This is a genomic window from Amycolatopsis sp. FBCC-B4732 (genome assembly GCF_023008405.1).
GTDB classification, from domain to species: domain Bacteria; phylum Actinomycetota; class Actinomycetes; order Mycobacteriales; family Pseudonocardiaceae; genus Amycolatopsis; species Amycolatopsis pretoriensis_A.
The window spans coordinates 4,862,918-4,889,600 of the sequence record NZ_CP095376.1; the positions used below are offsets into that span (position 1 = coordinate 4,862,918).

1 protein-coding gene is annotated in these 26,683 nt (G+C 75.1%); it reads right to left on the reverse strand.

From position 1 onward, the window contains the following. Window positions 1-24: 24 nt before the first annotated feature. The gene (locus MUY14_RS20860) at window positions 25-26,655 is read right to left on the reverse strand and encodes a type I polyketide synthase (RefSeq protein WP_247024812.1); all 26,631 of its coding nucleotides are present in this window, start codon (window positions 26,653-26,655) and stop codon (window positions 25-27) included. Window positions 26,656-26,683 lie beyond the last annotated feature (28 nt).

Below are 26,683 nucleotides of genomic sequence, written 5' to 3' on the forward strand. Positions count from 1 at the left end.
GTCAGCTCCGTAGGTTCATCGGGGTCAGGTGGCCTCGCCGTCGAGCGCCGCGCGGACCAGGTCGTCGACCGACATGCCGTCGAAGTCGGCGGCCCCGTCCCCGGCCGGGTCGGGCCCGGCCAGGCGGCGCAAGGTGTCCAGCACGCCGCTTTCGCGCAGGCGCGCCGGGGAAACGGCCGCGAGCAGAGCCCGCAGCTCGGTGTCCAGGTCATCGGGGACCCGCTCGTCACCGACGAGCTGCCGCACCAGGTCGGCGGCGAGCACGGCGGGGGACGGCTGGTCGAACACGAGCGTCGCGGGCAGGTCGAGCCCGGTCGCCGCGGCCAGCTGGTTGCGCAGCTCGATCGCGCTGAGGGAGTCGAAGCCGAGCCCGGAGAACGGCCGCTCCGGGTCGACCGCGTGCGGCCCGGCGAACCCGAGCACCGCGGCGACCTGGGTGCGGACGACGTCGAGCGCGGCCTTCTCGCGGTCCGGCACCGGCAGCTTGCCCAGCCGCTCCCGCAACGCCGCGCCCGCGTCGGCCGCCCCCGGCGCTTCCGCGGTGAGGCGGTGGTACTCCGGCAGGTCGGTCAGCAGCGGCGCCGGCCGGGCCGCGGTGAACGCGCGCAGGAAGGTGGCGTGGTCGATGTCGGCGACCACCGGTGCCGCGTCGGTCGTGAGCACGACCTGCGCGAACGCGGTGAGTGCCAGCTCCGGCGCGACCGGCCGGGTGCCGGTGCGCTGGGCCCGGGCCGCCGCGTCGGCGGTCTCGGCCATGCCCGCCCGCCAAGCGCCCCAGGCGATCGAGGTGCCGGGCAGCCCGTCCGCGCGCCGCTGTTCGGCGATGGCATCGAGCACGGCGTTCGCCGCGGCGTAGTTGGCCTGGCCGGCGTTGCCGACCGAGCTGGACGCCGAGGAGAACAGCGCGAAGACGTCGAGGTCCAGCTCGCGGGTGACGCGGTCGAGCACGAGCGCGGATTCGGCCTTCGCCGCGAACACGGCGTCGAACCGGTCCGGGCCGTAGCCCTCGAGCACGCCGTCGTCGAGGACGCCGGCCGCGTGGATCACCGCGGTGACGTCGGCGGTGAGCAGCTCCCGCACGGCGTCCGGGTCGGTCAGGTCGCAGGCGACGACCGAGGCCCGCGGGCCCAGCTCGGCCCGCAGCGCGACGGCGTCCGGGGTGTCCGGGCCGCGGCGGCCGGTGAGCACCACCCGCGCGGCGCCTTCGGCCAGCGCCCAGCGGGCGACGTGCTTGCCGAGCGCGCCGGTGCCGCCGGTGACGACGACGGTCCCGCGCGGCTGCCACGCCCTCGCCGACGGACCGGCCGGAGCGCGCACGAGCCGCCGTGCGAACCCGCCGGCCGCCCGCACCGCGACCTGGTCTTCGGTCCCGGCGAGCACCGCGCCCAGCCGGGCGAAGGCGTGGTCGTCGATCTCGGCGGGCAGGTCGACGAGACCGCCCCAGCGCTGCGGCTGCTCCAGCGCCGCGACCCGGCCCAGGCCCCAGAGCGCGGCCTGCGCGATCGAGGTGACCCGGTCCGACGGCACGGCGGTGACCGCGCCGCGGGTCAGGCACCACAGCCGGGCCGCGCTGCCGGTGCCGGCCAAAGCCTGCAGCAGCGCGGTGGTGGCCGCGGCGCCCGCGGTCGGCGTCGATTCGTCCAGGCCCAGCAGGGAAACGACGCCGGTGACGCCGTCGAGCGCCGCGGTCAAGGTGTCGGGGCCGGTGACCTCGGCGCCGAGCGCCTTGACCACACCGGCGACCCACGGGTCTTCGGTGAAGCCGGCAGGCACGACGACCAGCCACTTTCCGTCCGGCACCGCACCCGAAGCGCCGCCGAGCGGCTTCCAGGCGACGCGGTACCGCAGTTCGTCCACAGTGGACTGCTGCGCCCGGCGGTGCTGCAGGTCGAGCAGGGCGGGCAGCACGGCGTCGAGCGCGGCGCGGTCGACGTCGATCTCCTTGGCGAGCACGTCGGCGTCGAGCCCGGTCAGGAAGTCCGGCGTGGGCGTCGCGGCGGCCGGGGTGTCCGGCCAGAACCGCTCGTGGTGGAACCGGTAGGTGGGCAGGTCGACCGGGCGGGCCCCGGCGAACAGCCCGGCCCACTCGACCGGGGTGCCGCCGACGTCGAGCCGGGCCAGCGCGGAGAGCAGCGTCGGCTCGTCCTCGCGGCCGGCGCGCAGAGCGGCGGTCACGGTGGCGGACTCGCCGGTGAGCGTCCGGGTGAGCGCCGCGAGGGTGCGGTCCGGGCCCAGTTCCAGGTACTTGGTGACGCCGAGCGAGTCGAGCGCGGCGACCGCGCCGGCGAACAGCACCGGGCGGCCGACGTGCTCGGCCCAGTACGCCGGGGTCCCGAGTTCGCCGGTGACCGGGGACGCGGTGACGGTGGACACGACCGGGAGCGCCGGCGGGGCGAACTGCACCCCCGCGGCGATCCGCTCGAACTCGTCCCTCATCGCGTTCATATGCGACGAGTGAAACGCGTGGCTGACCCTTAAATGTCTAGTCTTTCGGCCCCGGGCCGCGACCAGGTCCGCGACCTCGGCGACGGCGCCGGTGTCACCCGAAACGACCACCGCTTCGGGTCCGTTGACCGCGGCGATCGACAGCGGCCGCCCGCTGATCAGCTCTTCCGCCTCGGCTTCGGTGACTTGCAGCGCGGCCATCGCCCCGCCCGGCAGCTCCTGCATGAGCCGGCCGCGGGCGGCGACCAGCGTGCAGGCGTCGGCCAGCGACAGCACCCCGGCCGCGTGGGCGGCGGCGAACTCGCCGATCGAGTGCCCGGCCAGGTGGTCGGGCCGCACGCCCCACGACTCGACGAGCCGGTAGAGCGCGACCTCCACGGCGAACACCGCCGGCTGCGACCACCGGGTCTGCGCCAGCACCTCGGCGTCGTCGCCGAAGACGACGTCCCGCAGCGAGCCGGGCAGCTCGAGGTCCAGGTGCGCGCAGGCCTCGTCGAACGCGGCGGCGAACAAGGGGAACCGCTCGTACAGGTCGCGGCCCATGCCCGGGTACTGCGAACCCTGCCCGGAGAACAGGAACGCGAGCTTGCCGGCCGCCGGCTTGCCGGTGTGCACCAGCGGCGACGACGTCCCCGCGGCGAGGGCACCGAGCCCGGTCAGCAGTTCCTCGCGGTCCCCGGCCACGACGACCGCCCGCGACTCGAACCAGGCGCGGGTCGTCGCCGCGGAGAAGGCCACGTCGGGCAGCGCGAGACCGGGGTGGGTGACCAGGTGGTCCCGCAGGGCCCGGGCCTGGGCCCGCAGCCCGTCGTCGCTGCGCGCGGACAGCCGGACCGGCACGGTCGCCGGGGCGGCGGCCGGGCGCGGCTCCACCGCCGGGGCCTGTTCCAGTACCAGGTGGGCGTTGGTGCCGCTGGCGCCGAACGCGGAGATCCCGGCCCGGCGCGGGTGCCCGGTCTCGGGCCACGGCCGGCTCTCGGTGAGCAGCGCGACGCTGCCCGCCGACCAGTCGACGTGCTCCGACGGCTTGTCCACGTGCAGGGTCTTCGGCAGCAGCCCGTGGCGCATGGCCAGCACCATCTTGATCACCGCCGCCGCACCGGCCGCGGCCTGCGTGTGGCCGAGGTTCGACTTGACCGAGCCGAGCAGCAGCGGCTGTTCGCGGTCACGGCCATAGGTGGCCAGCAACGCCTGCGCTTCGATGGGATCGCCGAGCTTCGTGCCGGTGCCGTGCGCCTCGACGGCGTCCACTTCGGACGGTGCCAGTCCGGAAACGGCCAGGGCGCGCTTGATCACGCGCTGCTGGGCCGGGCCGCTGGGCGCGGTGAGCCCGTTGGACGCGCCGTCGGAGTTGACCGCCGAACCCCGCACCACGGCGAGGACCGGGTGCCCGTGGCGGCGCGCGTCGGACTCGCGTTCCAGCACGATCATGCCGACGCCTTCCGACCAGCCGGTGCCGTCGGCGGCGTCGGCGAAGGCCTTGCAGCGCCCGTCCGGGGACAGCGCGCCCATCTCGCCGAACTCGACGAACCCGGTCGGGCTCGACATCACCATCACGCCGCCGGCGACGGCCAGGGAGCACTCCCCCGTCCGCAGTGCCTGCGCGGCCAGGTGCAGCGCGACCAGCGAAGACGAGCACGCGGTGTCGACGCTGACCGACGGGCCTTCCAGCCCGAGTGCGTAGGAGACGCGGCCGGAGAGCAGGCTGGCCGCCTGCGCGGTGGCCTGGTGGCCCGGCGTGTCGGTGGGCGGGGTGTAGTCGCCCGAGCCGCCGCCGATGTAGACGCCGGTGTCGCCGCCGCGCAGCCCGGTGGCGTCGATGCCGGCGCGTTCGAAGGCCTCCCACGCCACTTCGAGGACGAGCCGCTGCTGCGGGTCCATCACGATCGCCTCGCGTGGCGCGATCCCGAAGAAGCCGGGGTCGAACTCGGCGGCGTCGTGCAGGAAGCCGCCTTCCTTGGCGGCGCTGCTGCCCGGGCCGTCGCCGGTGAGCGTGGCCAGGTCCCAGCCGCGGTCGGCCGGGAAGCCGCCGACGACGTCCCGTTCGTCGACGACCGCCCGCCAGAGGTCTTCGGGCGAGCCGATGCCGCCGGGGTAGCGGCAGCTCATGCCGACGATGACGACCGGGTCGGCCCCGAGCGCCGCCGGAGCGGCTTCGGTGGCGACTTCTTCTTCGTCGCCGAACAGCTCGGTCAGCAGGAACGCGGTCAGCTCGCGCGGGGTCGGGTGGTCGAACACCAGCGTGGCCGGCAGCCGCAGCCCGGTCTCGGTGCTCAGGACCGTGCGCAGGTCCATCGCGGTGAGCGAATCGAAGCCCAGTGCGGAGAACGCGCGGTCGGCCTCGATCCGGTCGGTGCCGGGGTGGCGCAGCACGGTCGCGGCCGCGGTCCGGACGAGGTCCAGGACGACGTCGGACCGTTCGCCCGGAGCCAGGTCGCGCAGGCCGGAACCGGTCGACGGCGCCGGGGTGAACAGCGTCGACAGCAGCGGGCTCGGGCGCGCCGCCGTGAACGCCGGGCCGAACCGGTCCCACCGGACGTCGGCGACGACCGTGGTGAGGTCGGCGGACCGCACGGCGGTGCGCAGCGCGGCCGTGGCGGCGGCCGGGTCGAGCACGGGCAGCCCGCTGTCGCGCAGGTGGGCCTCGTCCTCGCCGGTGCCCGCCCACGCCGCGAAGGCGACGACGGACGCGGGTTCGCCGCGGTCACGGCGTCGCCGCGCGAAGGCTTCCAGTTCGGCCGCTTCGGCGGCCTCGTCGCCGCGGCCGCGCACGCCCCAGACCCCGGCGATCGAGGTGAGCAGGACGAACGCCTCGAGCGGCCACTCGGCGTACCGCCTGGCCTCTTCGAGGCTCCCGCTGTGGATGACCGCGTCCGGCGGCGACGCCAGCGCGGCCGGATCGCGGACGACGTCGACCCCGGTCAGGTGGTCGGCGAGGAGTGCGGCGGGTCCGTCGCCGGTGACGAGCACGGTGCCGCGCGGCTCCCAGCGCTCCCCGCCCGCGGTGGCGCGGGTCAGGCGGCGGCCGTAGACCCCGGCCGCGCGGACGGCGACCTGGTCTTCCGCCCCGCCGAGCACCGCGCGCAGCCGGGCCGCGGCGCGGGTGTCCAGCTCGGCCGGGACGTCGACGAGCCCGCCCCAGCGCTGCGGGTCGTGCAGGGCCGCGACGCGGCCGAAGCCCCACAGCGCGGCCGGGCCGTCGACGCGTTCGGCCGGGGTGACCGCGACCGCGCCGCGCGTCAGGCACCAGACCGGGATGTCGACTTCGGCGAGGAGTTCCCTTGTTCCCGCAACGGTTTCCCGCAACGACACGACCACGTCGGCGCCGGCCAGGTCGCGGCCGGCCCCGAGGGCTTCGGTGACCCGAGCGGCCCACTCGGCGTCGTCGCCGGGGACGACCGCGATGTTCGCGGCCTTCGGCTCGCCGACGCCGACCGGCTGCCAGGTGATCCGGTAGCGCAGTTCGTCGGCCGCGGCCGCTTCGGCCTGCTTGCGCCGCCACGCGGCGAGCGCGGGCAGGACCGCGTCGAGCGTGGCCGGTTCGATGGCGAGCTGGTCGGCGAGCCCGGCGGTGTCCGCGCGGTCGACCGCTGCCCAGAAAGCGTCGTCGGCCGGGCCGCTCGTGACCACCTCGGGCCAGTACCGCTCGTGGTCGAAGGGGTAGGTCGGCAGTTCGGTGCGGCGGGCGCCGGTGCCGGCGAACCACGCGGCCCAGTCCGGGTTCACGCCCGCGGTGAACAGCGTGCCCAGCGCGGCCGCGGCACTGTCCTCTTCGGACCTGCCCCGGCGCGCCAACGGGACGACCACGCGGTCGTCGGCCGGTTCGACCAGCGGTGCCAACGCGGCGTCGGGCCCGACCTCGACGAACAGCGACACCTCGGCCAGCCGGTCGAGGGCGTCGCCGAAGCGGACGGTCTCGCGCACGTGCCGCACCCAGTACTCGGGGTCGGTGACGTCGCCGTCGCTGACGAGCGGGATGACCGGGGCCGCGAACCGCAGCCCGGTCACGACAGTGCGGAACTGCGGCAGCATCGGGTCCATCAGCGGCGAGTGGAAGGCGTGGCTCACGGTCAGCCGCCGTCCGCCGCCGAAGGTTTCGGCCACCGCGAGCACGGCGTCCTCGTCGCCGGAGAGCACGACGGACTCCGGGCCGTTGACCGCCGCGATGGCGACCCCGTCGGTGAGCCGCGTGCGGACGTCGGCTTCCGAGGCGCGGAGAGCGACCATCGCGCCGCCCTCCGGCAGCTCCTGCATCAGCCGGGCCCGGGCGGCGACGAGCGTGCACGCGTCTTCCAGCGAGAACACCCCGGCCACGTGCGCCGCGGCGACCTCGCCGATCGAATGCCCGGCGACGAAGTCCGGGCGCACGCCCCACGACGCCAGGAGCCGGAACGCGGCGACCTCGAACGCGAACAACGCGGGCTGCGCCCGGCCGGTCCGGTCCAGTTCGGCCGCGTCCTCGCCCCAGGCGACGTCGCCCAGCGGCATCCCGAGGTGCGCGCAGACCTCGTCCCACGCGTCGGCGAACACCGGATACCGCGCGTACAGCTCGCGGCCCATTCCCAAACGCTGGGCGCCCTGACCGGAGAACAGGAACGCGGTGACCCGCTCGCGGGCCACTCCCCGGCTCACGACCTCGCCGCCGACCAGCACGGCACGGTGGTCGAGCGCGGCCCGGCCGATGGCCAGGGTGTACCCGGTGTCGAGCGCATCGCCGGCCACAGTGGACAGCAGCGCGTCCAGCGCCGTCTCGGAACGCGCCGACACCGGCCACGGCACGACCGCGGGTGTGGTGCCGGGCGCGGCGTCCCGCACGGGCGGGGCTTCCAGGATGACGTGCGCGTTCGTGCCGCTGACCCCGAACGACGACACGGCCGCCCGGCGCGGACGGGCCGTCTCGGGCCACGCGGTCGCCTCGGTGACCAGGTCGAGCGCGCCGGCCGTCCAGTCCACATGGGACGTCGGCGCGCCGACGTGCAGCGTCTTCGGCACCACGGCCCGGTTGAGGGAGAGCACCATCTTGATCACGCCCGCGGCACCCGCGGCGGCCTGCGTGTGCCCGAGGTTGGACTTGACCGACCCCAGCAGCACCGGCGTCTCGCGGTCCTGCCCGTAGGTCGCCAGCAGCGCCTGCGCTTCGATCGGGTCACCCAGCGTCGTCCCGGTGCCGTGCGCCTCGACGACGTCGACGTCCGAAGTGGACAGACCGGCGTCGGCCAGCGCGGCGCGGATGACCCGCTGCTGCGACGGGCCGTTCGGCGCGGTCAGGCCGTTGGAAGCGCCGTCCTGGTTGATCGCGGACCCCTTCACCACGGCGAGGATCTCGTGGCCGTGCCGGAGTGCGTCGGACTGCCGCTCGACGACGAGCACGCCCGCGCCTTCCGACCAGGCCGTGCCGTCGGCGTCGTCGGAGAACGCCTTGCAGTGCCCGTCGGCGGCGAGGCCGCCCTGGGCGTCGAACTCGGTGAACGAGAACGGGCTGGTCATCACGGTGACACCGCCGACCAGGGCCAGCGAGCATTCGCCGTCGGTCAGCGCGCGGGCGGCCCAGTGCAGGGCGACCAGCGAAGACGAGCACGCGGTGTCGACCGTGACGGCCGGGCCTTCCAGGCCGAGGGTGTAGGACAACCGTCCGGAAAGGACACTCGCCGTAGTGCCGGTGGCCATGTGCCCGGCGACGTCGGCGTCGGAGTTGAGCAGCAGCCCGGTGTAGTCCTGGCCGTTGGTGCCGACGAAGACGCCGGTGTCGGTGCCGCGCAGGCTCGCCGGGTCGATGCCGGCGTGCTCCAGCGACTCCCACGACGTCTCCAGCAGGAGCCGCTGCTGCGGGTCCATCGCCAGTGCCTCGCGCGGGGAGATGCCGAAGAAGCCGGCGTCGAACCCGGCGGCGTCGGGCAGGAAGCCGCCGTGGCCGTCGCCGAGCTTCACGAGGTCCCAGCCGCGGTCGGCCGGGAACGGCCCGATCGCGTCGCCGCCGTCTTCGAGGAGCTGCCAGAAGGTGCGCGGGGAGGTGACGCCGCCGGGGAAGCGGCAGCCGATGCCGACGATCACCACCGGGTCGTCGGCGGCGGCGCGGGTGGTGACCGTGGTGCCGGCCGGTGTGTCGGCGCCGAGCAGCTCGCCGAGCAGGAACGCCGTGAGCGCGCGCGGGGACGGGTGGTCGAACACCAGCGACGACGGCAGCGCGAGCCCGGTGGCCGCGCCGATGCCGTTGCGCAGCTCGACCGCGGTGAGCGAGTCGAACCCGAGGTCGGCGAACGCGGCGTCCGGGGCGACCGCGCCGGCGTCGGCGTGGCCCAGCACCATCGCGACCTGCGTGCGCAGCAGGCCCAGCAGGTGCTTCTCGCGGTCGGCGGGCGGCAGCGCGGCGAGGGTGCCGCGCAGGTCGCCGCGCTCCCCCGCTTCCCGGGCTTCGCTGAGCACGGCCTTCGCCCGCGGCAGGTCGGCCAGCAGCGGGAACGGCCGGCCGATGGTGAAGGCCGGGATGAACCGCGCGAAGTCGATGTCCGCGACCAGGATCTCGGTGTCGCCGGCGCCGATCGCGCGCCGCATCGCCGCGACGGCCCGGTCCGGCGGCAGCAGCGCGAGCCCGCCGCGGCCGACGCGGTCCTGCACCCCCGCGTTGCCGCCGAGCATGCCGGCGCCCGCCCACGGGCCCCACGCGATCGACGTCGCCACGCGGCCGGCGGCCCGGCGGCGCGCGGCGAGCGCGTCGAGGTGGGCGTTGGCGGCCGCGTAGTTGCCCTGCCCGGCCGCGCCGAACGTGCCCGCGGTCGAGGAGAACAGCACGAACGCGTCCAGGTCGAGGTCCGCGGTCAGCTCGTCGAGGTGCTCCGCGCCGGCGCACTTCGCCTCGAACACGGCCGCGAACTGCTCCGCGGTGAGGGAGTCGGTGGTGCCGTCGTCGACCACACCGGCGGTGTGCACGACGGCGGTCAGGTCCGGGATCGTGGCGATGACCCGGGCCAGCGCGTCGCGGTCGGCGACGTCGCAGGCTTCGAGGGTGACGCGGGTGTTCAGCTCCTCGGCCAGCTCGGCCGCACCCGGAGCGTCCGGGCCGCGGCGGCTGAGCAGCACGAGGTGGTCGGCGCCCGCATCGGCCAGCTGTCGCGCGACCTCCGCGCCGAGCCCGCCGGTGCCGCCGGTGATCAGCACCGTACCCCGCGGGGTGTAGTCCGTTGTACGACCCGCGGGTGCGGTGGTGAGGCGGCGGGCGAAGACGCCCGAGGGGCGGATGGCGACCTGGTCTTCGTCGCCGATCCCGCGCAGGACGGCGAAGAGGCGACCGGCCGCGCGGGCGTCGAGGACCTCGGGGAGGTCGACGAGCCCGCCCCAGCGTTGCGGCTGTTCCAGGCCCAGTACCCGGCCGAGGCCCCAGAGCGCGGCCGCGTGCGGGTCGGGCGCGGGGTCCGCCGCGCCGGTGCTGACGGCGCCGCGGGTGCCCCACCACAAGGGAGCCCTGTCCCCGAGTTCCCGCGCGAAGTGCAGCGATTCGGCGGGGTCGGACAACAGCGAAAGCACGTGGTCGGCTTCGGGCAGCTCGGCGCCCGGCTCGACCCGGGTACCGCCGAGGGCTTCGGCGACCGAGTCCGCCCACGGGTCGTCGTGGGCCACGACCAGCACCCTGCTGGGCGCGGCGGGTTCGGCGCGGACCGGGCTCCAGACCACGCGGTAGCGCCATTCGTCCACTTCGGACTCTTCGCGCACGCGGTGGCGCCACGCGGTGAGCGCGGGCAGAACGGTGCCGAGCGCGTCGCGGTCGACGTCCAAGGTGGTCGAAAGCTCTTCGACGTCGGCCGCTTCCAGCGCGGTCCAGAAACCGGTGTCGGCTTCCGGTGCCGCGGCGGCGGGTTCCGGCCAGTAGCGGGACCGCTGGAAGGCGTACGTGGGCAGGTCGATCCGGCGGGCGCCGGTCCCGGCGAAGAACGCGGTCCAGTCCGGCCGGTACCCGCGGGAGTGCAGGTCGGCGAGCACCGCGGCGACGGTCTCTTCCTCCGGCCGGTCCTTGCGCAGCATCGGTTTCGCGGTGGACAGCGCCGACAGGACCGCGTCGGGCCCGAGTTCGACGTAGGCGGTGACCCCGGCTTCGTCCAGGGTCGTGAGGGCGTCGGCGAACCGGACGGCTTCACGGGCGTGGCGCACCCAGTAGTCCGGGCCGTCGACCGGGTCGGTGCCGTCGACCGTCGAGACGAACGGCAGTTCCGGTGCCGAGAAGGTGAGCCCGGCGATGGCGGCGCGGAACTCGGCCAGCACCGGGTCCATCGACGCGGAGTGGAAGGCGTGCGACACGGTGAGCCGCCGGGTCTTCCCGAACCGTTCCGCGAAGGCGAGCACGGCGTCCTCCGGTCCGGAGACCACAATGGACTCCGGGCCGTTGACCGCGGCGACGTCGACGCCGTCCGGCAGCTGCGCGCGGACGGCCGCCTCGGCCGCCCGGATCGCGACCATCGCGCCACCGGCCGGGAGGGCCTGCATGAGCCGGCCGCGGGCCTCGACCAGCGTGGCCGCGTCGGCCAGGGACAGCACCCCGGCGACGTGCGCGGCGGCGATCTCGCCGACCGAGTGCCCGGCGACGTGGTCGGGCCGCACGTCCCAGGACTCCAGGAGCCGGGCCAGCGCGACCTCGATCGCGAACAGCGCCGGTTGCGCGTACCGGGTTTCGTTCAGCAGCGCGGCTTCCGGCGTGCCCGGCTCGGCGAAGAGCACGCTCCGCTCCAGCTCGAGGTGCGCGAGGACTTCGTCGAGGGCCTCGGCGAACACCGGGAACCGCTCGTACAGCTCACGCCCGGCGCCGGGCCGCTGGCTGCCCTGGCCGGTGAAGAGGAACGCCGTCGTGGGACGGGTGGCCGACGTGCCCCGCAGGACGTGCGGGGCGGGCTCGTCCTCGGCGATCGCGGTCAGTCCGCTTCGGACATCCTCCTGTGTCGAAGCCAGGATCACCGCGCGGTGGCTGAGGTCCGCGCGAGCCGTGGCCAGGGTGAAGGCCAGGTCGGCCGGTTCGCCGGGCCACGCCCTGAGCCTGGCGGCTTGGGCGCGCAGGGCTTCCGGTGTCCGGGCCGAGACCACCACGGGCACGGTCCCGAGCGTCATCGGCTCCGGCGCCGCGGCCGGTTCGGGGGCCTGCTCCAGTACCGTGTGGACGTTCGTGCCGCTCAGGCCGAACGAAGACACCGCGGCTCGCCGGGGCTCCCCCGTGTCCGGCCAGGCGGCGGTCTCGTCGAGCAGCCGGATGGCGCCGCCGGACCAGTCGATGTGCGACGACGGCGTGTCCGCGTGCAGGGTTTTCGGCAGCACGCCGTGGCGCATGGCCATGACGAGCTTGACCACGCCGGCGATGCCCGACGCCATCTGCGTGTGGCCGAGGTTGGACTTGACCGAGCCGAGCAGCAGCGGCCGCTCGCGGTCACGGCCGTAGGTGGCCTGCAGCGCCTGGACCTCGATCGGGTCGCCGAGCGGCGTGCCGGTGCCGTGGCCCTCGACCGCGTCGATGTCCGAAGTGGACAGACCGGCGCTCGCGAGGGCCTGGCGGATCACGCGTTGCTGGGACGGGCCGTTCGGTGCGGTCATGCCGTTGGACGCGCCGTCGGAGTTCATCGCCGAGCCGCGGACGACCGCGAGGATCTCGTGACCGTTGCGCTGGGCGTCGGAAAGGCGCTCGACGAGGACCAGCCCGACGCCCTCGGCGAGGCTCATGCCGTCGGCGTCGTCGGAGTAGGCCTTGCAGCGGCCGTCGGGCGCCATCGCGCGCTGGCGGCTGAACCCGATCCACGGCGCCGGCGTCGCCATCACCGTGACCCCGCCGGCGAGCGCGAGCGAGCTCTCGCCCGAGCGCAGCGACTGGCACGCCAGGTGCAGCGCGACCAGCGACGACGAACACGCCGTGTCGAGCGTGACGGCCGGACCTTCCAGCCCGAACAGGTAGGCGATCCGGCCGGAAAGGACACTCGACACCGCGCCGGTGATCATGTGCCCTTCGGAGCCCTCGGCCGCGTTGAGCACGGTCGAGGCGTAGTCCTGGTAGCTGGCGCCGACGAAGACGCCGGTCCGGCTCCCCCGCGCCGCGGCCGGGTCGACGCCCGCGCGTTCGAAGGTCTCCCAGGCGACTTCCAGCAGCAGGCGCTGCTGGGGGTCCATCGACAGGGCCTCGCGCGGGGAGATCCCGAAGAAGCCCGCGTCGAAGTCCGCGACGCCGTCGAGGAACCCGCCGAGCGTCGAGTAGGTCTTGCCGCTGCGGTCCGGGTCGGCGTCGAACAGCCCGGCGGCGTCCCAGCCGCGGTCGGGCGGGAACGACGAGATCGCGTCGCCGCCGCCGATGATCAGGTCCCACAACGCTTCCGGCGAGGTGACCCCGCCGGGGAACCGGCAGCTCATGCCGACGATGGCGATCGGCTCGTCCACGGCGGTGGCCGCGACGACGGTCTCGCCGGCCACCGGGCCGTCCAGGGTGGACAGGATGAAGCCGGCCAGGGTGTCGGCGTTCGGGTAGTCGAACACGACCGTGCTGGGCAGGCTGAGCCCGGTCACGACCTCCAGGCGGTTGCGCAGGTCGACCGCGGTGAGCGAGTCGAAGCCCAGCTCGCGGAAGGCGCGATCGGCCTCGACGGCGTCGCCACCGGAGTGGCCGAGCACGGCGGCCGCTTCGGCGCGCACGAGGTCGACGACGAGCCGCCGCCCGGCGTTCGCGGGGAGCGCCCGGACCCGGCTCGCGAACGCCGAGGCGTCCGCGGTGTCGTCGGCCGCTTCGGCGAGCTTGCGGACGGCCGGCAGCTCGGAGAACAGCGGGCTGGGCCGCACCGACGTGAACACCGGGTGGTAGCGGTCCCAGTCGAGGTCGGCGATGAGCAGCGAGGTTTCGTCGTCGGCCAGCGCGCGCTCGAGCCCGGCGAGCGCCAGGCGAGGTTCCATGAACCGCAGGCCGCTGCGCAGGATCCGGCCGGGGTCGACCCGGCCCAGCTCGCGGTCGTCGGCCCAGATCCCCCAGGCGACGGTGGTCGCGGGCACCCCGCGGGCGCGCCGCTGCTCGGCGAGGGCGACGAGGTGGGCGTTGGCGGCCGAGTAGGCGCCGTGGTCCCCGCTGCCCCACAGGCCGGCGGTCGAGGAGTACATCACGAAGTGCTCGAGTTCGCCGTCGTCGAGGAGTTCGTCGAGGACGCTGTCGAGGTTGGTGGCGCCGGTGACCTTGGCGTCGAGGACCTCGGCGAAGGCGGCCGGGTCGGTGCCGGTGAGCGGGGCGAGCGCGATGTGCGCGGCGGTGTGCACGACGGTGGTGATCCGCCGGCCTTCGCTCTTCAGGCGACTGACGAGTCCGGCAACGGCCGCCCGGTCGGTGACGTCGAGCGAGACGACCTCGGCGGACGTGCCGAGCTCGTCCAGGAGAGCTTGCGCGTTGGGCGCGTCCGGACCCCGACGCCCGGTGAGCACGAGGTGCTCGATGCCTTCCGCGGCGAGCCACCGGGCCAGGTGCGGCCCGAGGGTGCCGGTGCCGCCGGTGATGATGGCGGTGCCGTGCGCGCGCCATGCTCGCTTGGGTGCACCGCTGACGGGTGCGGGCACGAGCCGGCGGGCGAAGACGCCACCGGAGCGGACGGCGAGCTGGTCTTCGTCCCCGGCCCCGGCGAGCACGGCGACGAGCCGCCGCGCGGCGGCCGCGTCGAGGGTTTCGGGCAGGTCGACGAGCCCGGCCCAGTGCGCGGGGTGTTCCAGGGCGGCGGACCAGCCGAGCCCGTGCACCTGAGCTTGCGCCGGGTCGCGGACGGGGTCGGCGGGACCGGTGGAGACGGCCCCGCGGGTCAGCGCCCAGACGCGCGGCGCGGGCTCGACCCCGGCGACGGCCTGGACGAGCGAGAGGGTGCGCAGGAGGCCCCGGTCGAGGCCCGGGTGGTCCGTCGGCGTGTGGTCGGCGGAGAGGAGGGAGACGATCCCGGTGACGCCGTCGAGGTCCCCGGGCGTGACGTCGTCGGCCTCGCGCACGTCGGCGCCGTGCCCACGCAGGACTTCGGCGACGTCGGCGCCGTGGCCGAGCACCAGCCAGGTGCCGGACAGCGCCGTCCCGGCCGGGCGGACCGGGCGCCACGCGATCCGGTACCGCCAGGAGTCCACTGTGGACTCGTCGTCGCGGCGAGAGTGCCACGCCGACAACGCGGGCAGCAGGTCGTCGAGGGCGCTCCGCTGGCGCTCGTCGAGGGCGAGCAGGTTCGTCAGCCCGGCCCGGTCGTCACGGGCGATGGCCTGCCACAGCTCGTCGTCGACCGGTGCCGTCGTCGCTTCCGTCTCGTCGATGGCCCAGTAGTGCTCGTGCTGGAAGGCGTACGTCGGCAGGTCGATCCGCCGCCCGCCGGTGAGGGTGTCCGCCCAGTCGACCGCCACCCCGCGGGTGTGGGCCTCGGCCAAGGACTTCAAGAAGCGCTCGACCCCGCCGTCGTCGCGGCGCAGCGTGCCCAGCGCCGTGACCGGGACGCCGGCCGTCTCGGCCAGCTCGCCGATCGCCATGCCGAACACCGGGTGCGGGCTCGACTCGACGAACACCGCGTGCCCGTCGGCGACCGCGGCCGACAGCGCCGCGGCGAACTCGACCGTCCCACGCAGGTTCCGGCACCAGTACTCGCCGGTCAGCTCGGCCGGCTCGACCAGCCCGCCGGTGACCGTCGAGTAGAACCGGACTCCGGTCTCACGCGGGGACACCGGCGCCAGCAGCTCCGCCAGCTCGGCGGCGATCCCGTCGACCTGCGGCGAGTGCGCGGCGAAGTCGACACCTTCCAGGCGCCACCGCATCAAGCCCGCCTTCGCCAGGCGGACTTCCAGCTCCGCCAAGGCAGCGGGCTCGCCGGACACGGTGACCGAGCGCGGCCCGTTGACCGCGGCGACCGCGATCCGGTCGGCCAGCTCCCCGATCAGCGAACGGACCTCGTCCCGGCTCGCGACGACCGACAGCATCGCGCCGTGCCCGGAAAGCCGCTCGGCGATCAGCTTCGACCGCAGCGCGACCACCCGCGCACCGTCCTCGAGGGATAGTGCACCCGCGACGCACGCGGCCGCGATTTCTCCCTGCGAGTGCCCGATCACGGCGACCGGCTCGACGCCGTGCGCGCGCCAGAGCTCGGCGAGCGACACCAGCACGGCCCACAGCACCGGCTGGACGACGTCGACGCCGGTCAGGGCGTCGTCGTGCAGCACGTCCGCGAGTGACCAGCCGACGAAGGGATCGAGCGCGGCGGCGCACTCGGCCAGCCGTCCGGCGAACACCGGCGACGTGGTCAGGAGTTCGCGCGCCATGCCGGCCCACTGCGAGTCCTGGCCGGGGAAGACGAACACCGGCGCGCCGGACCGCTTGGCCGTGCCCTGCACGAGCGCGGGGTCGGCGGTGTTCCCGGCGAGCGCGGTCAGGCCGCGCCGCAGGTCGGCGATGTCTTCGCCGACGACCACGGCGCGCTGTTCGAACGTCGCGCGGTGGTGCGCGAGCGTCCGGCCGACGTCGACCGGGCGCTCGTCGCCGAGGAAGTCCAGCAGCCGCAGCGCCTGGACCTTCAACGCGGGCGCGCTCTTCGCCGACAGCGGCCAGACGACCGGGCCGGTGTGCTCGGGCGTCGCGGCTTCTTCGGCCGCGGGCGCGGCCTCGATGATCGCGTGGGCGTTGGTGCCGCTGATGCCGAACGACGAAACGCCGGCGCGGCGCGGGTGCCCGGTCTCCGGCCACGCCGTTTCCTCGGCGAGCAGCTCGATCTCGCCGGCGGTCCAGTCGATCTTCGTGGACGGCTTGGCCACGTGCAGGGTGCGCGGCAGCACGCCGTGGCGCATGGCGTGCACCATCTTGATCAGGCTCGCGACCCCGGCGGCCGACTGCGTGTGCCCGATGTTGGACTTCACCGAGCCGATCAGCAGCGGGCGTTCGCGGTCGCGACCGTAAGTCGCCTGCAGTGCCTGGACTTCGATGGGGTCGCCGAGCGCGGTGCCGGTGCCGTGCGCGTCGAGCGCGTCCACTTCGGACGGTGCGAGACCGGCGTTGGCCAGTGCCTGGCGGATCACGCGCTGCTGCGACGGGCCGTTGGGCGCGGTGAGGCCGTTGGACGCGCCGTCGGAGTTCACCGCCGTGCCGCGCACGACGGCGAGGATCGGGTGCCCGTGGCGCTGGGCCTCGGAAAGCCTTTCCAGCACGAGCATCCCGGCGCCCTCGGCGAGGGACATGCCGTCGCCTTCGTCGGAGAACGCCTTGCAGCGGCCGTCGAAGGCGAGCGCGCGCTGGCGGCTGAACGCGACGAACGGGTCGGGCGAGGCCATCACCGTCACACCGCCCGCGATGGCCAGTTCGGACTCTCCGGAGCGCAGCGACTGGCAGGCCAGGTGCAGCGCGACCAGCGATGACGAGCACGCCGTGTCGACGGTGACCGACGGGCCTTCGAAGCCGAACAGGTACGACAACCGTCCGGAAAGGACACTCGGGATGGTGCCGGTGACGAGGTGGCCTTCGGTGCCGTCGCCGGTGGCGACGCCGTAGTCCTGGAAGCTGGAGCCGACGAACACGCCGGTCCGGCTGCCGCGCACGGCCGCCGGGTCGACGCCCGCGCGTTCGAAGGCTTCCCAGGAAACTTCGAGCAGCAGCCGCTGCTGGGGGTCCATCGACAGGGCCTCGCGCGGCGAGATGCCGAAGAAGCCGGCGTCGAACTCGGCGGCGTTCTCGAGGAACCCGCCGAGCGTCGAGTAGGTCTTGCCGCCGCGTTCGGGATCGGGGTCGAACAGGCCGGCGGCGTCCCAGCCGCGGTCGCCGGGGAACGCCGAGATCGCGTCGACGCCGCCGGTGACCAGCGTCCAGAGCTCTTCGGGCGTGGTGACGCCGCCGGGGAAGCGGCAGCCCATGCCGACGATGGCGATCGGCTCGTCGGTGGCCCCGGTCGCGGCGGCGACGGCGTCGGCGACGCCCGGGCCGTCGATCTCGGCGCGCAGGAACGCGACCAGCGCGAGCGGGGTCGGGTGGTCGAAGACGAGCGTCGCCGGCAGGGCGAGGCCGGTGGCTTCGGCGAGGTGCCGCCGGAATTCGACGGCGGTGAGCGAGTCGAACCCGAGGTCGCGGAAAGCGCGTTCTTCGGCGACGGCGTCCGCGGTGACGTGCCCGAGCACGGCGGCGGCCTCGGTGCGGACGAGGTCGAGCAGCGCGCGGTCGCGTTCGTCCTCGGACATCCCGGCGAAGCGGGCGGCGAAGGCGCTGACGACGGCGCTCACCGGCTCGGCCCGGGTCTCGGCGAAGGCGTCGAAGAGCCGGGTGGCGCGGGTGGCGGTGAAGACGGGCAGGAAGGTGTCCCAGGCGACGTCCGCGACGACGACGGCGGTGTCGTCGCGCACCAGGGCGCGTTCGAGCTCGGCGAGGGCGCTTCCGGTCGGCAGGAAGCCGAGCCCGCGCCGGCTCAGCTGGCCGGCGACGTGCTCGTCGGTGGCCATGCCCTCTTCGGCCCAGGCCCCCCAGGCGATGGAGGTGGCCCGGCGGCCCTTGCCGCGGCGTGCCTCGGCGAGGGCGTCGAGGTAGGCGTTGCCGGCGGCGTAGGCGGCCTGTCCCCCGCTGCCCCAGACGCCCGCGACGGAGCCGAAGAGCAGGAAGAAGTCGAGGTCGTGCCCGGCGAGGAGGGCGTCGAGGTGCGCGGCGCCCTGGGTCTTGGCGGCCATGACGCGGGCGAGTTCGGCGAAGTCCGTGGTGTGGACGGGGTCCATGGCCTGCGCGATGCCGGCGGTGTGGACGACGCCGGAGATGCCGGCGTGCTGCTGGAGGAGCGTTTCGACGGCTTGGCGGTCTCCGATGTCGGCCTTGGCGATGGTGACGCGGGCGCCGGCGGCGGTGAGTTCTTGTTCGAGCGCTTCCGCGCCCGGGGCATCGGGACCGCGGCGGCTGACGAGCACGAGGTGCTCGGCTCCGGCGCCGGCGAGCCACCGGGCGACGGACGCGCCGAGGGCGCCGGTGCCGCCGGTGATCAGGACGGTACCGCGGGCTCGGAAGCGTCCCGCGGTTTCGGCCGGCTGGTAGCGCGTGATGCGGCGGCCGAAGGCGCCTTGCGGCCGGAGGGCGACCTGGTCTTCGCCGTTCGCGCCGGCGAGGACGGCCGCCAGCCGCCTTCCCGCGGCGAGGTCGAGGTCGGCCGGGAGGTCGACGAGGCCACCCCAGAGCGCGGGCTGTTCGAGCGCGACGGTGCGGCCGAACCCCCAGAGCCGGGCGGCCCGGGGGTCGGGCCCGTGGTCACCGGGGGTGGCGACGGCGCCGGTGGTGAGGCACCAGAGCCGCAGCCCGAGGCCGGCGTCGCCGAGGGCTTGGACGAGGGTGAGGAGGTCTTCGAGGCCCCGGTCACCGGTGGCGGGGAGGTGGATGACGCCCGCGGCCGGCCCGGCGGCGGTGAGTGCGGCGGCAAGAGCGGCGCGGTCAGCGTCTCCAGGCCCATCGGCCTGGTCGGCGACCGCGAGATCCGCCGTGGCGATGCGGGTCACCGTTGCGCCGTGGGCCACCAGTGCCGACTCGACCTCCGCCCCCTCCCCCGCGTCGGCCGTCACCAAGAGCCAGCGGCCGGTCAGTGCCGGGGTCTCCGCCGTGCGGAACGAGGTCCACTCCGTCCGGTACCGCCAGGACTTCGCCGTCTCCTCGGCCGCTCGGCGGTCGCGCCAGCCGGTCAGGGCCGGGAGCAGGGTCTCCAGGGACGACCGCTGGTCCTCCCGCAGGTCCAGCAGCCCGGCCAGCTCCGCCGCGTCGCCCCGGCCGATGGCCTCCCAAAGCGGGCCCTCCGACTGCTGTTCCGGGGCCCGCCGAACCGGGGTCGCCCAGTAGTACTCGCGCTGGAACGGGTACGTCGGCAGATCCACCGTCCGGCCGCCGCCCAGGTACGTGCGCCAGTCGACCGCACACCCGCGGGTGTGCAACGTCGCCAGCGCCCAGACCGCCGACTCCGGCTCCGGGCGGTCCTTGCGCAGCAGCGGGACCGTGCCCGGCCGGTCCAGCAACGCCGACAGCGTGCCGTCCGGGCCCAGCTCCAGGTACGTCGACGCCGCGTCCGCGACCGTCTCAGTGAAGCGGACCGTCGCGCGCACGTGCTCGACCCAGTACTCCGGTGAGCACACGTCCCCGTGCGAGACGAAAGACAGAGCCGGCGCGGCGAAGTCCAAGGTGGAAACCACCGCACGGAACTCGTCCAGCATCGGGTCCATCAGGTGTGAGTGGAACGCGTGCGACACCGCAAGCCGCGTGGTCTTCCCGAACCGCGCCGCGACCGCCAGCACCGCCTCCTCGGCGCCCGACAGCACCACCGACTCCGGCCCGTTCACGGCCGCCAGGTCGACACCGTCCACAAGGGCCGCCCGGACGTCCTCTTCGGACGCCCGGACCGCCACCATCGCCCCGCCCGCGGGCAGCGCTTCCATCAAGCGGGCACGAGCCGACACCAGCGTGCACGCGTCGGCCAGCGACAGCACACCCGACACGTGCGCGGCCGCGATCTCGCCGACCGAATGGCCCGCGACGACATCCGGGCGCACGCCCCACGACTCCAGCAGCCGGAACGCCGCCACGCCGAACGCGAACAGCGCCGGCTGCGCGTTCCCGGTCCGCTCCAGCGCGGCCGCGTCCGTACCCCACACGACGTCGCGCAGGGCCGGGTCGCACCGGTCGAGCACGTCGGTGAACACGCCGGCGAACACGGGGAACCGCGAAGCCAGCTCACGTCCCATGCCGAGCCGTTGCGCGCCCTGGCCGGGGAAGACGAACGCCAGCCCACCGCCGGTGACCGACCCGGTCACCACGCCGGGAGCCGGGCCGCCGGCGGCCAGCGCGGCGAGTGCCGCAGGAGTGTCCGGGCCGAGCACCACGGCCCGGTGTTCGAACGCCGTCCGCGTCGTCGCCAAGGACCACGCCAGGTCGCCGCGCGGGAAGTCGAGCCGGGCCAGGTTCCCGGCCTGGGCGCGCAACCCCTCGGCGGTCCGCGCCGAAAGCAGCAGCGGTGCGTCCTCGAGAGTCTCGACGGGGTCGGACACGACCGCGGGGCCCGCTTCGAGCACCACGTGCGCGTTCGTCCCGCTGATGCCGAACGAAGACACACCCGCCCGGCGCGGCCGGTCGGCAGCGGGCCACGGCGTCGAAGAAGAAGCCAGCGACACGGCTCCGGCCGTCCAGTCCACATGGGACGAAGGCGTGCCCGCGTGCAGGGAGCCCGGCACCGTGCCGTGCTCCATCGCCAGGACCATCTTGATGATCCCCGCGACCCCCGCCGCGGCCTGGGTGTGCCCGATGTTCGACTTCACCGAACCCAGCAGCAGCGGCGTCTCACGGTCCTGCCCGTACGTCGCCAGCAGCGCCTGCGCCTCGATCGGGTCGCCCAGCGTCGTCCCGGTGCCGTGCCCTTCGACGACGTCGACGTCCGAAGTGGACAGACCCGACACCGCCAGCGCCGACCGGATCACGCGCTGCTGCGAGGGACCGTTCGGCGCGGTCAGGCCGTTGGACGCGCCGTCGGAGTTCACCGCCGAACCGCGCACCACGGCGAGCACGCGGTGCCCGTGCCGGCGCGCGTCCGACAGCCGCTCCAGCACCAGCACGCCGACACCTTCGGACCAGCCGACCCCGTCGGCCTCGTCCGCGTAGGACCGGCACCGGCCGTCCGGGGAAAGCCCGCGCTGCCGGGAGAACTCGACGAACGAGTTCGGCGTGGACATCACCGTTACGCCGCCGACCAAGGCGAGCGAGCACTCCCCCGAGCGCAGCGCGTGCGCCGCCCAGTGCAGCGCGACGAGCGACGACGAGCACGCCGTGTCGACGGTGACCGCGGGTCCTTCGAGGCCGAGCGCGTAGGCGACCCGGCCGGACACCACGCTCGACGCCGTCCCGCTGCCCTGGAAGCCTTCGAAGTCGCCGCCGGCCAAGACCAGGCCGTAGTCGTTGTACATCACGCCGGCGAACACGCCGGTCGCGCTGCCGCGCAGGGTCCGCGGGTCGATCCCGGCGCGCTCGATCGCCGTCCAGGACGCCTCCAGCAGCAGGCGCTGCTGCGGGTCCGTGGCCTCGGCCTCGCGCGGGCTCATGCCGAAGAACGCGGCGTCGAATTCGCCCGCGTCGTGCAGGAAACCGCCTTCGCGGGTGTACGACGTGCCGGTGTGGTCGGGGTCCGGGTGGTACAGCGCGCCGAGGTCCCAGCCGCGGTTGACCGGGAACGGCGACGTCGTGTCGCGGCCCTCGGCCACCGCCGCCCAGAGGTCCTCCGGCGACGCGATCCCGCCCGGGAAGCGGCAGCTCATGCCGACGATGACCACGGGGTCGTCGTCGGCGACCGCGGCCCGGGTGACGGCCGGGCCGCCGTCGTCGGCGCCGAGCAGCCGGTCGCGGAGGTGGCCGGCGAGCGCGGCCGGGGTCGGGTAGTCGAACACGAGGGTGGCGGGCAGCCGCAGGCCGGTCGCCGCGTCGAGCCGGTTGCGCAGCTCCACCGCGGTCAGCGAATCGAAACCCAGCTCGGCGAACGACCGCGCCGCGTCGACGGCGCCCGCGCCGGCGTGCCCGAGCACGGCGGCGACTTCGCGGCGCACCAGGTCGGTCACCCGCGCGGCGCGCCCGGCGTCGTCCAAAGTGGACAACTGGTGGGCCAGCCGGCCGGCACCGCCGGCGGTCCGCACCGCGCGGCGGGCGCCGACCAGCGAACGCAGCACGGCCGGGGGTTCCGGCTGCGCGGCGAGCACGGGCAGGTCGAAGCGGACCGGCACGACGGCCGGCTCGCCGGTCGTCAGCGCGGCGTCGAACAGGGCGAGGCCTTCGGCTTCGGTCAGCGCGGGGATGCCCATCCGCGCGAACCGGCCGCCGGCGCCGCCCGCCATGCCCTCGCCGCCCCACGGGCCCCACGCCAGCGACACCGCGGGCAGTCCCGCGGAGCGGCGTTCCCGGGCGAGGGCGTCGAGGAACGCGTTGGCCGCGGCGTAGTTGGCCTGCCCGGCCGCGCCGAGGGTGCCCGCCAACGAGGAGAACAGCACGAACGCGTCGAGCTCGAGGTCGCGGGTCAGCTCGTGCAGGTGCCAGGCGGCGTCCGCCTTCGGCGCGAGGACCTTCGCGAGCCGGCCGGCGTCGAGGGTGTCGAGGAGCCCGTCGTCGAGGACGCCGGCGGCGTGCACGACGGCGGTGAGCGGGTGCGCGGCCGGGATCCCGGCCAGCAGCGCGGCCAGCGCGTCCCGGTCGCTCGCGTCGCAGGCGGCGACCGTGACGTCCGCGCCGAGCCCGGCCAGCTCGGTGACCAGGCCTTCGGGTGCGGAGCCACTCCGGCTGGCCAGGAGCAGGTGCCGGACGCCGTGTTCGCGCACGAGGTGCGCGGCCAGCACCCGGCCCAGCTCGCCGGTGCCGCCGGTGATCAGGACGGTCCCGTCCGGGTTCCACGCGGGCGCCTCGCCGGTCGCCGTGCGCACCAGCCGCGGCGCCAGGACGCGCCCGTCGCGGACCAGGAGCCGGGGCTCGCCGGTCGACAGCGCCGTTTCCAGCACCTCGGCGGGTACGTCCTCGGTGGACTCGATCAGCACGAACCGGCCGGGGTGTTCCTGCTGCGCGGCCAGGACCAGGCCGCGCACGGCGGCGGCGGGCAGCGCGGCCGGGACGACCAGCGCCAGCCGGCGCGCGTCCTCGGTCAGCCGCTCCCGCAGCAACTCCAGGGCCTCCCCCGCGAGCGCCCGGGCGGCCTCGGGCGGGGTTCCGTCCGGAATGGACAGGGTGACGACGTCGGCGTCGTGGCCGGTGACGCCGGTGACCGGTTCGGTCCAGTCCACCCGGTAGACGCCCCCGCCGGTCACCGGGGCCTCGGTCGAGATCGGCCGCACGGTGAGCGAGGCGGCCGTCGCGACGACGTCGCCTTCGGGCGTGGTCAACGACAAAGCCAAGGTGTCGTCGCCGGTTTTGCGCAACGCGACGCGCAGGGCGGTCGCGCCGACCGCGCGCACGGCGACGTCCTGCCACGAGAACGGCACCCCGCCCGGGGCGGCGAAGAAGGCCGCGGCGTGCAGGGCCGCGTCGAACAGCGCGGGGTGCAGGTCGAACGTCTCGGCCTCGACGTCGTCGGGCAGGGCCACCTCGGCGAACACGTCGTCGCCGCGCTGCCAGGCCGCGCGCAGCCCCTGGAACGCCGGGCCGTACTCGCGCTCGTCGTAGAAGCCGGTGAGGTCGACGGCGGTGGCGTCCGCCGGCGGCCAGGCGCCGGGGACGTCCACAGTGGATTCGATCCGCTCGGCCAGCCGGCCGACCGCGTGCGAGGTCCAGCTGACCTCGCCGTCGGGTCGCGAATGGACGGCCACCGGGCGGCGGCCCCGCTCGTCCGGCGCACCGACCCAGACCTGCACGACCACGCGCTCGCCGGCCGCGCCGAGCACCAGCGGGCGGGTCAGCGTCAGGTCTTCGACGTCCGGGCAGCCGGTCTCGGCACCGGCCCGGACGGCCAGTTCCAGCAGCGCGGTGCCGGGCACGACGACCACGCCGCCGACGCGGTGGTCGGCGAGCCAGGCGTGGGTGCCCGGGTCCAGCCGGCCGGTCAGCAGCAGGCCGCTGGCGTCGGCGACCTCGACCGCCGTGCCCAGGAGCGGGTGGTCGACGCTGCGCAGCCCGGCGGAACGCAGGTCGCCGCGGGCGCGGCCGGTGTCGCGCGGCCAGAACCGCTGCCGCTGGAAGGCATACGTCGGCAAGTCGACCCGGGTCCCCGCGCCGTCGAAGAACGCGGTCCAGTCCACGGCGACGCCGTCGCCGTGCAGCCGGCCGAGCGCTTCGGCGGCCGACGTGGCCTCGTCGCGGTCCTTGCGCAGCACCGGCACGGCGAGCGCGCCGGGGACGTCGACCAGCGGCGTCAGCGCGGCTTCCGGGCCCACCTCGACGAAGCGCCGCACCCCGGCGTCGGCCAGCCGGGCGAGGGCGTCGCCGAAGCGGACGGTCTCGCGGACGTGCCGCACCCAGAACTCCGGGTCGGTGACGTCGCCCGCGGTCACCAGCGGCACCGACGGCTCGGCGAAGGTCAAGCCCGAGACGACCTCGCGGAACGCGGGCAGCATCGGGTCCATCAGGGGCGAGTGGAACGCGTGGGACGCGCGCAGCCGGGTCGTGCGCTCGAACCGCGCGGCGACGGCGAGGACGGCATCCTCCACACCGGACACCACCACGGCCGAGGGCCCGTTGACGGCGGCGATGCCGGCACCGTCCACCAGGGCCGCCCGGACGTCCTCTTCGGACGCGCGCACGGCGGCCATGGCCCCACCGGCGGGCAGCGCGCCCATCAGGCGGGCGCGGGCCGAGACCAGCGCGCAGGCGTCCTCGAGCGTGAGCACCCCGGCGCAGTGCGCGGCGGCGATCTCGCCGGCCGAGTGTCCCGCCAGGACGTCCGGGTGGACACCCCACGACGCCAGGAGCCGGAAGAGCGCGACTTCGACGGCGAAGATGGCCGGCTGGGCCTGCGCGGTGTCGGCGAGACGGTCCGCGTCGGCGCCCCACACGACGTCCCGCAGCTCGGGCCCGAAACGGGCGAGAACCTCGTCGAACGCGGCCGCGAACACCGGGTAGGCGCGGTGCAGCGCCCGGCCCATCCCGAGGTGCTGGGCACCCTGGCCGGTGAACAGGAACGCGGTCTTGCCCTTGACCCGCGGAGACGCGAAACCCGGCAAGTCACGCAGGGCCGCAACGACCTCGGCGACGTCCGAACCGACCACAGTGGACCGGACGTCGAACGCCGTCCGCGCGGTGGCCGCGGTGAAGGCCACATCGGCGAGCGGAGTCCCCCGCTCGAGCACGTCGGCCAGCCGGGCGGCCTGCGCCCGAACGGCGTCTTCGCTCTTGCCCGAAACCAGGATCGGCAACGGCCGCGCGACCCGCTCGGAGATCGGCTCCTCGACGGCCGGCGCCTGCTCGATGATCACGTGCGCGTTCGTGCCGCTCAGCCCGAACGACGAAACGCCGGCGCGCCGCGGTTCGCCGGTCTCCGGCCATGGCGTCGCCGCGGTCGCCAGCTCGACGCGTCCCGCGTTCCAGTCCACATGGGACGACGGCGTGTCGACGTGCAGCGTCGGCGGGACGACGCCGTTGCGCATCGCCAGCACGACCTTGATCACCCCGGCGACACCAGCCGCCGCCTGGGTGTGCCCGAAGTTCGACTTGACCGAGCCGAGCAGCAGCGGCGCCGGCCGGTCCTGCCCGTAGGTCGCCATCAGCGCCTGCGCCTCGACCGGGTCGCCGAGCGTGGTGCCGGTGCCGTGCGCTTCGACGACGTCGACCTGCGCGGGCGCGAGCCCGGACGTCTTCAGCGCCTCGCGGATCACGCGCTGCTGCGACGGGCCGTTCGGCGCGGTGAGCCCGTTGGTGGCGCCGTCCTGGTTGACCGCGCTGCCGCGGACCACCGCGAGCACCGGGTGCCCGTGGCGGCGCGCGTCGGACAGCCGTTCCAGCACCAGCACGCCCGCGCCCTCGGCCCAGCCGGTGCCGGCGGCGGAGTCGGCGAAGGAGCGGCAGCGGCCGTCCGGGGACAGGCCGCCCTGGCGGCTGAACTCGACGAACGTCGTCGGCGCGGACATCACCGTGACACCACCGGCGAGCGCCAGTTCGGACTCGCCCGAGCGCAGCGACTGCGCGGCCAGGTGGAGCGCGACCAGCGAAGACGAGCACGCGGTGTCCACGGTGACCGCCGGGCCGACCAGCCCGAGGACGTAGGCGAGCCGGCCGGACAGCACGCTGTTCGTGTTGCCGGTCAGCAGGAAGCCTTCGGACGGGCCTGCCGCGCCGGTCAGGTACTCCTGCGCCATCGCGCCGACGAACACGCCGGTGCGGGTGCCCTTCAAGGCGGACGGCACGATGCCGGCGCGTTCGATCGCCTCCCACGCCGTCTCGAGCAGGATCCGCTGCTGCGGGTCCATTTCGGCCGCTTCCCGCGGCGAGATGCCGAAGAAGCCCGCGTCGAACTCGGCCGCGTCGAGCAGGAAGCCGCCGGACATCGCCGCTTCGCCGCCGTCCGCGGCGAGCGCGCCGAGGTCCCAGCCGCGGTCGGCGGGCAGCCCGGTGACGCCGTCACGCCCGGAGCTCAGCAGCTCCCAGAAGTCCTCGGGCCCGGCGACGCCGCCGGGGTAGCGGCAGCCGAGCCCGACGATCGCGATCGGCTCGGCCGCGCGGCTCTCCAGCTCCGCCAGCTTCTGCTGGGTGCGCACGAGGTCCGCGCTCGCCCGCTTGAGGTAGCTCCGCAGCTTCTGTTCGTTGTCCATGAATCAGCAACCCATCCCGACACGACGG

Excerpts from the sequence above, each read along its gene's own strand:
- MUY14_RS20860 (WP_247024812.1), bottom strand. The coding sequence starts at position 26,655 with ATGGACAACGAACAGAAGCTGCGGAGCTACCTCAAGCGGGCGAGCGCG.